Origin of the sequence: Paeniglutamicibacter sp. (genome assembly GCF_046714615.1) — a bacterium.
Taxonomy (GTDB): domain Bacteria; phylum Actinomycetota; class Actinomycetes; order Actinomycetales; family Micrococcaceae; genus Paeniglutamicibacter.
This window is the reverse complement of record NZ_JBKKAP010000008.1, coordinates 23133-35743: the sequence shown is the minus strand read 5'-3', so window position 1 is coordinate 35743 and position 12611 is coordinate 23133. Positions and strand designations below refer to the sequence as shown.

10 protein-coding genes are annotated in these 12611 nt (G+C 66.6%); 8 read left to right on the top strand and 2 right to left on the bottom strand.

The window, feature by feature from the left end; genetic code table 11:
- The first annotated feature begins 1 nt into the window (after position 1).
- The 4 genes from ACLQ7E_RS00560 (at position 2) to ACLQ7E_RS00545 (ending at position 5057) form a co-directional block, all read left to right on the top strand.
- The gene (locus tag ACLQ7E_RS00560) at positions 2–766 is read left to right on the top strand and encodes a flagellar biosynthetic protein FliR (protein ID WP_411730572.1); all 765 of its coding nucleotides are present in this window, start codon (positions 2–4) and stop codon (positions 764–766) included.
- Positions 763–1878, top strand: a complete 1116-nt coding sequence (locus tag ACLQ7E_RS00555) for a flagellar biosynthesis protein FlhB (protein ID WP_411730571.1) — start codon at positions 763–765, stop codon at positions 1876–1878. Before ACLQ7E_RS00560 ends, ACLQ7E_RS00555 begins: the two co-directional genes overlap by 4 nt.
- An 88-nt stretch (positions 1879–1966) precedes the next feature.
- Positions 1967–4021, top strand: coding sequence for a flagellar biosynthesis protein FlhA (locus ACLQ7E_RS00550; RefSeq protein WP_411730570.1), 2055 nt, complete (start codon positions 1967–1969; stop codon positions 4019–4021).
- The gene (locus tag ACLQ7E_RS00545; RefSeq protein WP_411730569.1) at positions 4005–5057 is read left to right on the top strand and encodes a hypothetical protein; all 1053 of its coding nucleotides are present in this window, start codon (positions 4005–4007) and stop codon (positions 5055–5057) included. Before ACLQ7E_RS00550 ends, ACLQ7E_RS00545 begins: the two co-directional genes overlap by 17 nt.
- A 200-nt stretch (positions 5058–5257) precedes the next feature.
- Here ACLQ7E_RS00545 and ACLQ7E_RS00540 read toward each other — a convergent pair whose 3' ends face one another.
- Complete coding sequence (locus ACLQ7E_RS00540) at positions 5258–6043, bottom strand: hypothetical protein (RefSeq protein ID WP_411730567.1); 786 nt, start codon at positions 6041–6043, stop codon at positions 5258–5260.
- On the bottom strand, positions 6040–7023 hold the full coding sequence (locus tag ACLQ7E_RS00535; protein ID WP_411730566.1) for a type IV toxin-antitoxin system AbiEi family antitoxin: 984 nt from the start codon (positions 7021–7023) through the stop codon (positions 6040–6042). The genes ACLQ7E_RS00540 and ACLQ7E_RS00535 overlap by 4 nt, the downstream gene beginning before the upstream one ends.
- A gap of 752 nt (positions 7024–7775) precedes the next feature.
- Here ACLQ7E_RS00535 and csrA point away from each other — a divergent pair.
- The 4 genes from csrA (at position 7776) to ACLQ7E_RS00515 (ending at position 12514) form a co-directional block, all read left to right on the top strand.
- On the top strand, positions 7776–8042 hold the full coding sequence (gene csrA, locus ACLQ7E_RS00530) for a carbon storage regulator CsrA (protein WP_411730565.1): 267 nt from the start codon (positions 7776–7778) through the stop codon (positions 8040–8042).
- A 182-nt stretch (positions 8043–8224) separates the two neighbouring features.
- Positions 8225–8521, top strand: coding sequence for a co-chaperone GroES (groES, locus tag ACLQ7E_RS00525; RefSeq protein WP_411730564.1), 297 nt, complete (start codon positions 8225–8227; stop codon positions 8519–8521).
- 60 nt (positions 8522–8581) lie between these two features.
- The gene (gene groL, locus ACLQ7E_RS00520) at positions 8582–10189 is read left to right on the top strand and encodes a chaperonin GroEL (protein ID WP_411730563.1); all 1608 of its coding nucleotides are present in this window, start codon (positions 8582–8584) and stop codon (positions 10187–10189) included.
- A 216-nt stretch (positions 10190–10405) separates the two neighbouring features.
- Positions 10406–12514 carry an acyltransferase family protein gene (locus ACLQ7E_RS00515; RefSeq protein ID WP_411730562.1) on the top strand — a complete coding sequence of 703 codons (2109 nt, stop codon included), beginning with the start codon at positions 10406–10408 and terminating at the stop codon, positions 12512–12514.
- Positions 12515–12611: the final 97 nt, after the last annotated feature.

Sequence of the window (12611 nt, the reverse complement as noted above, 5' to 3'; positions counted from 1 at the left end):
GATGCTGGCCACCGTGCCGCTTCCCTGGCTGGAGGTGATGATGCTCGCGGCGGTGCGCGTCACCGCGTTCCTGGTCATTGCCCCTCCCTTCTCGCACAACGCCATCCCGCTGCGGATCAAGGGCATGCTCGGGATCGGGCTCGCCCTGGCCGTCACCCCGCGCCTCGGTGCCGGCTACGAATCCCTGGACACCGGCCCGTTCCTGGCCGCCATCGTCGCCGAACTGGTGGCGGGGGCGGCCATGGGTTTCATGGTCATGCTGGTTTTCTCCGCCATCCAGTCAGCCGGCAGCCTCATCGACCTCTTTGGCGGCTTCGCCATGGCCCAGGGCTTCGACCCCCAGTCCATGATCAACGGCGCCCAGTTCACCCGCTTCTTCCACTTCGCCGCGCTCGCCCTGCTGGTCGCCTCCGACGGGTACCAGCTGGTGCTCGCCGGGCTGTTCCGCTCCTTCGCCGTCATCCCGCTGGGCGGCGGGATCGGGCTGCCGTACGTGGCGCAATCCCTCGTGGGCGCGGTGGGGGAGATGTTCGTGGCAGCGGTGCAGATCGCCGGTCCCCTGCTGGTGGTCCTGGTCCTGGCCGACATCGGCCTGGGCCTGCTGACCCGCGCCGCCCCGGCGCTGAACGCCTTCGCCATGGGCTTCCCGCTGAAGATCATGCTGACCCTCGCGCTGGTCGGCACCGTGTTCGTGGTGCTGCCCGCGCTGGTCTCCGCACTGGTGCGCGGCGCCCTGTCCCTGCTTTCGGGGGTGACCGGGCCTTGAGCCAGGATTCGGGGGAGCGCAGCGAAAAGGCCACCGCCCAGCGCATGAAGGAAGTGCGGGAGAAGGGCAAGACGACCCGCTCGCAGGACCTTGCTGCCTGGCTGGGGATCGGGGCCGCGGCCCTGATGCTGCCCGGGGTGCTCGTGGCGGCCGATCAGGCGGGCCGCGCGCAGCTGGAGGCGGTGCGCCGCATCATTGCCGACCCCGATCCCGAGGCCGCCGTCGACGCGCTGGGGACCGGGCTGGGTTCGCTGCCGGCCTCGCTGCTGCCCCTCTTCGTGGTGGTGCTCGTGGTCGTGGTGGCCACCGCCGCGCTGCAGGGCGGGATCACGTTCAAGAAATTCAAGCTGGATCCGGCAAGCCTGAACCTCATCACCGGCATGCAACGGGTCTTCGGACTCCAGGCCCTTTGGCAGGGACTCAAGGCACTGCTCAAGGTTGCAGTCATCGGCCTGGTGCTCTGGTTCGTCGTCGCCTCGCTCATGCCGCTGCTCTTGCAATCCGGGTCGCTGCCGCTGGCCTCGCTGCTGGGCGCCGGGTCCGACGGCGCCGCCTCGCTGATCCGGGCCTCGGTCATCGCCGGGCTGGTGCTGGCGGCCGCCGACGTGCTGGTGGTCATGCGCCGGAACCGCAAGCACACCCGGATGACGCGCAAGGAAGTCACCGACGAGAACAAGCGCACCGACGGGGACCCGCTGATCAAGTCCCAGCGCCGCGCGCGGCAGATGGCGATGAGCCGCAACCGCATGATCGCGGCGATCGCCGATGCGGACGTGGTGATCGTGAACCCGACCCACGTTGCAGTCGCGCTGCGCTACGAACCCGGTAAGTCCGCTCCCCGGCTCGTGGCCAAGGGCGCCGGAAACATCGCCACGCGCATCCGCGAGGAAGCCGCCGAGAAGCGCGTGCCCATGATCCGCGACGTCCCGCTGGCCCGGAACCTGCACGAGGTCAGCGCCATCGGGGACGAGATCCCTGCAGAGAGCTACAACGACGTGGCACGGGTCCTGGCCTTCGTCATGACGCTCAAGGCCCGCGGCACCGCGCCCGGCGTCCACACGGTGCCCGGCGCCCCGCCACCGGATCCCGGGCGGCGGGCGGGCACTCCATGATGCCGCAGACCCGACGCCCGCCCAAGACCCAAGTCCGATCCACGCCCCAACCTCCGGCCAACCAACCTGCCCCAAGGAGCAAGACCGAATGAAATTTGCTTCCCTCTCCAAGATCGCGGTGCCGCTGGGCGTGGTGGGAATCATCATGCTGCTGGTGGTCCCTGTCCCCGCGGTCCTGCTGGACATGCTGATCGCAGTGTCCATCCTGTTGGCCCTGGTGATCCTGCTGACCACCATGTTCGTCAAGCGGCCGCTGGACTTCTCGGTCTTCCCCTCGCTGCTGCTGGTGGCCACGCTGCTGCGCCTGGGCCTGAACGTCGCCTCCACCCGGCTGGTGCTGGGCAACGGGTATGCAGGTGAGGTCATTGCCGCCTTCGGGTCCATCGCCGTGGGCGGCTCGCTGATCATCGGCTGCGTGATCTTCCTGATCCTGATCGTCATCCAGTTCGTCGTGGTCACCAAGGGCGCCGAGCGTGTTGCCGAGGTCGGGGCCCGCTTCACCCTCGACGCGATGCCGGGCAAGCAGATGGCCATCGACGCGGACCTCAACGCAGGGCTGATCACCGACACCCAGGCGCGCGAGCGCCGCGCCGAGGTCGCCGCGGAGGCAGACTTCTACGGCGCCATGGACGGCGCCTCCAAGTTCGTCAAGGGCGACGCCATCGCCGGGCTGATCATCATCATCATCAACCTCGTCGGTGGCATCGCCATCGGCATGATCTCCCGCGGCATGGGGATTTCCGAGGCGCTGAACACCTACGCGTTGCTGACCATTGGCGACGGGCTGGCCACGCAGATCCCCGCCCTGCTCATGGCCGTGTCCACCGGCATGATCGTCACCCGCTCCAACGCCTCGACCGACATGGGCTCCACCGCCTCGAAGCAGCTGGCCCAGTCGCGCACCGCGCTGCTGATCTCCGGGTCCGCCGCCATCGCCCTGGCCCTGGTGCCCGGGATGCCGAAGCTGCCCTTCGTGCTCATCGGCGCACTGCTGATCCTCACCGCCCAGCGCATCAAGTCCAACCTGGCCAAGGAGGAAACCCGGGCCGCGGTGGCGCGCCAAAACGAGGCAGCCGTGGTGCCGAGCGAAACCACCGAGGACCTGATCGAAAAGATGCGGGTGCACGCCCTGGAGATCCAGCTGGCCCCGGACCTGGTGGACGTGGTCAACGGGGGAGGGGATGACCTGCTGGCCCGCGTGCGCGCCCTGCGCCGCCGCGTTGCCATGGAAATGGGCATCGTGCTGCCACCGGTGCGCACCCGCGATTCCGTGGACCTGCCCCCCGCCACCTATGCAATCCGGATCGCCGGCGTCGAGGCCGGGCGCGGCACCGCGCCGCGCGGGAAGGTGCTGGCACTGGGCGAGCACCTGGACTCGCTGCCCGGGGTGTCCGTGGTGGAGGCGGTCTTCGGGCTGGCCGGCAAGTGGGTCCCCGCCGAGCTGCGGCACAACGCCGAGATGGCCGGGGCCACCACCATTGACAGGGTCTCGGTGATCGTCACCCACCTCTCCTCGATCGTCCAGGCGCAGGCCGCGCGCCTGCTCACCCGGGAGGACGTGCGGGTGCTCACCGATGCGGTGCGAGAGACCAACCCCTCGGCCGTGGAGGAACTGGTGCCCTCCCCGTTGTCCCTGGCGGAGGTCCAGCGCGTGCTGCAGGGCCTGCTGATCGAAGGCGTGCCCATCAACGACCTCGGGCGCATCTACGAGGCCCTGGCCCTGCGCGCCAAGGCCAGCACCGACCCGGAAGGGCTCATCGAGGCAGCGCGCACCGCGCTGGGCCCGGCCATTGCAGCCGGCTACCTGGAGGGGAACACGCTGCGGGTGGTGATGATCGACCCCGTGCTGGAACAACTCATGCTCGAGGGGCTGCGTCCCTCCGAGGCCGGAAGCCAGATCATGCTGGACGCGCAGCGGTTGGAAGCCGTGCTGGCCTCGGTCAAGCAGATCGCCGGGGAGCTGGAGGTCCGAGGCCTGTCCGCGGTGTTGGTCTGCGCCCCTGCGCTGCGCCCGGCGGTGCGCCGCCTGCTGGGTGTCGCCCCCGGTTCCATCCCGGTGCTCTCCTACCAGGAGGCCACCGCCGGCGGGGCAGAGATCGAGACAGTGGGGGTGGTGCGCGGTGCCGATGCGATTTCGGCTTGAGGGGCCCGGCCTGGCGGAAATCCACGAGCAGGCAGTCGCCGAATACGGGCCACACGCCCGCATCGTCTCGGCCGAGCGGGTCACCGTCGGAGGCATCGGCGGGTTCCTGGCCAAGACGCACCTCGAGGCCATCATCGAGGTGCCCGACGAGCACGCACCTGACGGCCACGTGCTGGAGTCCGGGGCCGTACCGGAGCCGCAGCGCGCCCTCGAACCCGCCCGGAAACCCCGGCCGCCGAAGCCCGCTTCCCCGGCGCTGAACACCTTCGCTGCCAACGCGCTGACACCGGATTCCACTGCAGTATCGGGCGGCATCGACGGGCTGCTGGCGCGGGCCGACGCCGCCGAGCTGCGCTTCGCCCCGCAGGCACCCGGGTCCGCCGACAGCGTCGCACTGCCGCCGCTGCCCGGAAGGCCCGACTTCGACCGCCTGCTGGACAGCCAGGCCTTCGCCCTGGAACCTGCCACCGGATCCCGCGCCGCCGGCGCACCCCCGGCAGGGACCAGCGTCCCGGGGCATCCCGGGCGCCCGGCCGCGGCGCCGGGCAGGGATGTCGTTCCCTCGCCGCTGGCCGGACCCGGGGACCTGGTCGTGGTGATCGGGCTGTGGGGCGATGCCTCGATGGCAGCGGGGGAACTTGACGACGGAACCGCCCTGCGGCGCAACGCCGGGGATTTGGCGCAGAAGTTCGATGCGCAGGCCCTGGCCCGCAAGCCCATCATGGACCGGCGCGGCATCCTGAGGGCGCGTGCCACCGCCGTGGAAGACGGAGTGCCCCTGCTCGTTTCGGTGGCCATCAATCCGCTGCTGGCACTCCCTGCGCAACTGCAATTGCTCGAGGTGCTGGCGCCTGACCAGCTGTGGGCAGCGGTGGATGCCGGGCGCAAGGCGGAGGACACCGCCGTCTGGGTCAAGCAAGTTGCATCGGCGTGCGGGATCTATGCGGTGGTGTCCCTGCACGCGGAAGAGACCCTGTCCCCGGAATCGGTCGGGGAGCTGGGCTTCCCGTTACTCGAGGCCAGGGGCCCTTCCTAACGTTGAGGAACCGGACGGAGAGGCCGCAGTCGATCATGCAGGTGAGGGCGTGGGGCTGTTGGCGAAATGATGGAAGCAGAATCCAATTGCCTGACGCAATTGCGAGTATTTCCATATGAAAAGCCTGATCTTGACAAGGCTTTACTGGCAGACCCCGCCCAGGCCGGCGTCCTCACCACGCCAAAATCCGAAGAGCCCGTTCAAGCGATATGCCTTGAGATGAGTGCTGCAAACCTAAGCCGGTTCAGATAGCCCGGTACCGGGAACCCGGTATTCTTCCGGGTGACCTTGCCTGCCAGGTCCTTCAGGATGCGCGCAGTATCTTTGCGGAACCCGATCGGATCCGGGTTACCCAGGAGCCACTCGATACTCGGGTGCGCGTCACGAATTTCGGGCAGACTGTGCAGGTCGGCCAGATCCTTCTCTGACCCACGATCTTTCCAGCTGTGGGCCTTGAGAACCACGGCCGCTTCCAGGTTGGGAATCCGGGTCTGGTACTCGATGATTTCAGTGCCACCGAGATGCGCTTCGACGTCGATGACCAGTGCCGGTGTCATCAAGGCGAACCGCAGCTCAGGCAGGGTGTCGACCTGACCGACCCCGGGGACAGACTGGGCCCGGATGCCCTGGGCGGCTCCGGTCCGAGCGAGCAACAGATTGATCTCGATCCGCTGTTCAGCACCAACGTCCTTGAACCAGATGTTCCCTCCCGTCTTGGTGAAGTTTTCAGCAACCAGGCTCTGAGCGACCGGCTTAACAACCTCGACGCTTCCCAGCGCGGCGTCCGCATCCGCCGTGGACCGGAGCACCGCGTTCGCCGTCGGGTAGACGTGAAGCAGCATGCGGACCATGTGACCGCCGATGATTCGGTAGTCGCCGCGATCTGCCACCGCCTGGGCCACCGCTTGCTGGGCACGGTAGCCGAGCGCATCCGAGATGCTGATGGCGTGGACGCGCACTTTGATTGGTGCGGTTTCGTCCGTCACTGCTTACTCCCGATTATCAGTTCCTTGAGGTGACCGGCAGCCTCCACGCTGTCGATTTCACCGCTGGCCAGGACATCCCAATAGACGATTGCGGCATCGGCCAAGGCAGGTGCCCCGGATTCTGGGCATGGTGTGGCCTGGGCAAGGCGCCACAATGTTGGGTCCCTCGGAACGCACGTGATGAGTGTTGCTTCATCCGCGGGGGCCGGGACGAAGCCATCGCCGCCAAGGTCGATGGGACTGTTGACGTAGATGCGCCCACGGGAAGGCAATTTCCATGGAGCCAGCCGGTCGGCAGCCACGTCACCACTGATCAACGGACGTGCATCAAGCAGCTCGGCGACTTTCGCAGCCTGGAGTGTCTGCTCAACAATCGGATCCAGGCTGTACCAGCCGAATTCCGGGCCGCTTGAACCGGGGTATTCCTCCACCCAATGTTCCAGGAGCCTGGCCTTGTTGGCGGCCGACAATCCGCTTCCGGCATCTGCGACAAGGTCCCCGAGCTGGCGGGCGGCATTGGATACGGATTGCTGACTCGTGCCGAGCAGTTCGGCGATCGCCGGCTGTCGCAGCGGCTCAGAGGAAAGAAGCAGGCAGCGGCCAACAGCCCAGCGAACCCACGCTGCCCGTCCGGAAGGACGTCTCCGTGCCGGAGCTGGGGCGGTCTCCTCGCCTGCGTAGACGGATCCGCGAAGCACCAGCTGGAGCGGGCGCTCGGTAAGGACATCGAAATTCCCCGCCTTGGCTTGTTCGAGCATATTGGGAGTGATTGTTCGACCGACGAACAGGGGACTGGCAGGGGACCGGCGATGGGAGGAAATGTTGCGGACCGCGTGGGAGGTGATGCGATCCACGGGAAGGATCGGCTCAACCAGAACGGGCTCCCCTGTCGGCGAGCGAAGGAGCCAGCTGCGGTCGGTGGTTCCTTCGCTGATGGCGACGTCGAGTTCGCGCAGTAGTGCAACCACATCGACTTCCATGAGAACCTCCAACAAGTTTGATCCCGAGTAACGGGTTATTGCTTGTTGGACAGTCCATCACAAGTCCGGTTACAATTCAAACCTTTTGACGAACATGCGTGATCAGACGGACGACTACGCAGCTCCCTCACTATCCCTGTGGCGCTGCCTTCGCTCCTCAGCCACCACCCACTTGGCATCTCTTTTGGGATCGTTCCGGCTACGCCTCCACGCCCTCGTTGATGGCGCGGACACGCTCTTACCCCTTCCTCGAACTGAAGATGGTCAAAAGTTCTGCAGCGCCGGATCCCAGGCGAAGCCCATACCGGAACTAATCCAGCAGCACGCCGGCCCTGCCAAGGATTTTCGGTGGTGCGGCACCTGCCGAGGGGCGGAACGGGTTCTCCAGGGGGCTCCCGTGAGTTCATGTGAGTTTGGTGAGCTTGGCTCCATTCGGTGCATGCGGGTGACCAGCGAGGTTCTTGGAAAAGGAGGCGTTGCCCGGGTCGTTGTTGACTCGGGCAACGCCCGCGCGTTCTCGGCCTGTCACTGGAAGAGGTTCTTCCAGAACTCGACGATGAAGCGACCGTTCCCTTCCGCGCTGGGAAGACCTTCACTACCGGCGCTGTTCCTTGGCGGTGGTGCCCGCAGGGAAGGTGCTCGATAGCGGCTGGACCCGTGCTGGGTAACACCGTACGCACCTGCCCCCCCACCTCGGCTGCGGCGCGCGCCCAAGGCCGAGGTGGCGCAGGGCGCTGGGCTATGATTGTGCGGTGCTGGTACTTACGCGGAAGGTCGGAGAACAGGTCCTGATTGGCGAGGACATCGTGGTGACTGTCCTCGATGTCAAGGGCGATTCGATCAAGATCGGCTTCGACGCGCCCCGCGGCATCAAGATCCAGCGGGCCGAGATGCTGGCCGCCGTGACCGAGGCCAACCAGCAGGCGGCAGCTGCCGCCACCGAGGCTGCCGAGGCCCGCCTGAAGGCCCTGTTCCCTGCCTCTTCCAAGCCCGCCGCACCCGGTGCGCCGAGGGCGTAAAAAACGACGCAATTAGCACTCACCTTGACCGAGTGCTAATGGTTGCCTAGAGTCATTCATGGCGCTTGTTGAATCCAACAAGCGTTGAAAGCCTGAGGTAATTCACCAGCTGGCACCGCGACGACGGTTGGTACCACCCGAACGGCCCGTAAACCATTGGCAACTCACGCAAAGGAGAGACGATGTCCGTCTCCATTAAGCCTCTCGAGGACCGCATTGTCGTCCAGCCGCTCGAAGCAGAAACCACCACTGCTTCCGGACTGGTCATCCCCGACTCCGCCAAGGAAAAGCCGCAGGAAGGCAAGGTCGTGGCAGTAGGACCGGGCCGCGTCGATGACAACGGCAACCGCGTTCCGGTCGACGTAGCCGAAGGCGACGTCGTGCTCTACTCCAAGTACGGCGGAACCGAAGTCAAGGTCAGCGGTGCAGAGTACCTGGTGCTCTCGGCACGCGACGTCCTGGCCATCGTCGTAAAGTAGTTTTCCTCATAAAGCCCCGGCCCCTGGCCGGGGCTTTATGTAGCTTATAAGGAGCAAGACATGGCAAAGCAGCTAGCTTTTAACGAAGAGGCGCGACGCGCCCTCGAAGCGGGCATTGATAAGCTCGCAAACACCGTCAAGGTGACCCTCGGCCCGCGCGGCCGCAACGTGGTGCTGGCAAAGGCCTGGGGCGCACCGACGATCACCAACGATGGCGTGACCATCGCACGTGAGATCGAGCTGGAAGATCCGTACGAGAACCTCGGCGCACAGCTGGCCAAGGAAGTCGCCACCAAGACCAACGACGTTGCAGGCGACGGCACCACCACCGCCACCGTGCTCGCACAGGCCTTCGTCAAGGAGGGCCTGCGCAACGTTGCCGCAGGTGCCGCCCCGGGCGAAATCAAGCGAGGCATCGAAGTTGCCGTTGAGGCAGTGGCAGCACGCCTGGCCGAGAACTCCGTTCCGGTCGAGGGCAAGCAGGTCGCCAACGTCGCCGCCATCTCCGCACAGAGCGAGGAAATCGGCGAGCTGTTGGCCAAGGCCTTCGAAACCGTGGGCACCGACGGCGTCATCACCATCGAGGAATCCTCCACGACCGCCACCGAGCTGGTTGTCACCGAGGGCATGCAGTTCGACAAGGGCTACCTTTCCCCGCAGTTCGTCACCGACCCGGAGCGCCAGGAGGCCGTCCTGGAGGACGCGCTGATCCTGGTCAACTCCGGCAAGATCTCCACCGTGGCGGAGTTCCTGCCGCTGCTGGAAAAGGTGCTGGCAGCCGGCAAGCCGCTGTTCATCGTCGCCGAGGACATCGAGGGCGAAGCCCTCTCCACCCTCGTCGTGAACAAGATCCGCGGAACCCTGAACGCCGTGGCCGTCAAGGCCCCGGGCTTCGGCGACCGCCGCAAGGCCATGCTGCAGGACATTGCGATCCTCACCGGCGCGCAGGTTGTCTCCCCGGACCTCGGGCTGCAGCTGGACCAGGTCGGCCTCGAGGTGCTGGGATCGGCTCGCCGCATCACCATCACCAAGGATTCGACCACCATCGTTGACGGTGCCGGCACGGCCGAGGATGTTGCAGACCGCGTCTCGCAGCTGAAGGCCGAACTGACCCGCACCGATTCCGAGTGGGACCGCGAGAAGCTCTCCGAGCGCCTCGCCAAGCTCTCGGGCGGCATCGGCGTGATCAAGGTCGGCGCAGCCACCGAGGTCGAGCTGAAGGAACGCAAGGCACGCATCGAAGATGCGGTCTCCTCCACCCGCGCGGCCCTCGAAGAGGGAATCGTTGCAGGCGGCGGCACCGCATTGGTTGACGCCCTCGCGGTCCTGGACACCGACCCCAACGTGCTCGCCCTCACCGGCGACGCCGTTGCAGGTGTCGCCATCGCACGCCGTGCACTGGTCCAGCCGTTGCGCTGGATTGCCCAGAACGCAGGCTTCGACGGCTACGTCGTCACCGCCAAGGTCACCGAATCGCCGGCCAACGAGGGCTTCAACGCCCTGACCGGCGTGTACGAGAACCTGATCGACGCCGGTGTCATCGACCCGGTCAAGGTCACCCGTTCGGCGCTGCGCAATGCGGCATCGATCGCTGCCCTGGTGCTGACCACCGAAACCCTCGTCGCCGAAAAGCCGGCCGGGGACACGGGAGCAGCACACCAGCACTAAGCGCCTCCCTTGAGGTGGTGCACCGAGCGCCGCCGGACTCCCGGCTTCCACCACGCCATAGTGCGTGTTGCGAGGTTGGGGGACCGGCGGCGCTCGGCGTTGGGGCGTCGATGCTGGGAACCCGCTGTAACGAACTGATAACGGTCTTTGGTAACGTTGGATGCCCATGCCCAACGTTCCGGGTGTGGGACGCTGTCAATTTTTCAGGATGTACCGATGTCGATTTCCTTTCCTGCGCCTAGCGTGGCAGGGCGGAGTCCAGTTGCTGCCCCCAAGCCCGTATCCGGTTTCAGGCCCGAACTCCAGGGCCTGCGGGCGCTGGCCGTCGTGCTGGTCATGGTCTACCACGTCTGGCTTGGCCGGGTTTCCGGCGGCGTGGATGTGTTCTTGTTGCTCTCCGCGTTCTTCCTCACCGGAGCCTTCATCCGCAAGGTCGAGGGCGGACGGCCCCTGGCCCTGCTGACCTACTGGCTCAACGTCTTCCGCCGGCTGCTGCCGGCCGCGGTCCTCGTGCTGCTGGCCACCATCGCGGCGAGCGTCGCGTTGCTGCCCAAGGCGCGCTGGAGCTCGATCATGGAGCAGATCACCGCCAGCCTCTTCTACTCCCAAAACTGGCAGCTGGCCCGCGACTCGGTGGACTACTACGCGGCCGAGCACGCCACGGCCAGCCCGCTGCAACATTTCTGGTCACTCTCCATCCAGGGGCAGGTCTTCATCCTCTGGCCGCTGTTGCTGGCGGCGGGCATGCTCCTGTGGCGGACGCTTCGCGCCAGGATTCCCGCTTTGGGCTACCGGATGACCATGGGCATTCTCTTCGGCACCGTGTTCGCGCTCTCCCTGGCGTACTCGATCCACACCACCGCCACCGCACAGCAATGGGCATACTTCGACACCGGTGCCCGGCTCTGGGAATTTGCGCTGGGTTCGCTTCTCGCCATCTTCCTGCCGTTGCTCCAAAGGCTCCCCGCGGCCCTGACCGTGCCCCTGGGCTGGCTGGGCCTGGGTGCGATCCTGTCCTGCGGCATGCTGCTGCAGGTCGAGCACGAGTTCCCCGGCTACCTGGCGCTGTGGCCCACACTCGCCGCGGCGTTCGTCATCATGGCCCCGGACAGCCGGTTCGGCGTGCAGCGGGTCCTGTCGGCACCGGTCCTGGGCTGGCTCGGAAACCTCTCCTACGCGCTGTACCTCTGGCACTGGCCGGTCATGGTCTTCTTCCTCGTCGAATCCGGAAACGAACGCATTTCCCTCGGCGCCGGGCTGGGCATCATGCTGGTGTCGCTGCTGCTGGCCTGGGCCACGACGCACATCGTCGAATCTCCCATGCGTTCCTGGCACTGGCTCTCGGCCAAGCGCCGGCGCGCGGGGCTGAGCATTGCCGTGCTGCTCTCGCTGGTGCTCGCGCCGCTGGGCGGCTGGGAGCACCGGGTCGCCGCCGAGGAGACGCGGGCCGCGTCCCAGGCACAGGTCGATAACCCCGGCGCGGCGATCCTGGACCCGGGGTTTGGGCACGAACCAAGCTCCGAGGCTGTGATGGTCCCGCTCACCACCAAGCTCGATGAGGAATGGTCGAACTTCGGTGCCGACTGCACCGGGGGCTGGGCCCCCGAATCGCCGGCCATCGAGCACTGCCAGCAGGGCGGGAACCCTCAGGCGGAGAAGACCATCGTGCTGGTGGGTGATTCGCACGCCCAGCATTGGAGCGGCGCGGTGGATGCCATGGCGCAAAAGCACGGGTGGCGCTGGGTCCTGCTGACCAAGCCGTCGTGCCGCTTCGGCGGGCCCTCGGAAACACGAGGCGAGGAATGCGGGGCATTCAACGCGGCCGCCGGCCAGTACGTGCTGGGGCACAACCCGGACGCGGTGATCACCCTCGGGTCCTTTACCGCCCTTGGCCCGGACGCGTCCGGACGCTCGGCGGGGGAGCAGGAGCGGGTGGTGCCCGACTACGAGGCCGGAATCCGCCCGCTGCTTGCAGCCGGCATCCCGGTCGTGGCGCTGCGCGACACCCCGCGCTTCACCACTCCCGTGCCCGATTGCGTGGACAGGTTCGGGGCGCAGGCCCCGGAGTGCAGCGCCCCGGTTTCCGAACTGATGGCCGCGACCTCGCCGCTGGACGGGCTGGCGGCGGGAGGGGCCCTGGGGGAGGCCTTCTCCACCCTGGATATGACCGACCAGCTGTGCCCGGACGGGATCTGCCGGCCAGTCATCGGCAACGTGCTGCTCTATCTGGACCAGTCGCACTTGACCAGCACCTTTGCCAGGACCACCGCGGCGGAATTCGAGAAGCGCTTCCTCGCCGCGGTTAGAAGCTCCATCAGCGATTAGTGCCCGATTGCGGATCTGAATCCCGCAGCAAAGGACAAGACGGACGCTGTAATTGAACCATCGACGGATAAGGACACTGCGACTTGCGCAGCCGAAA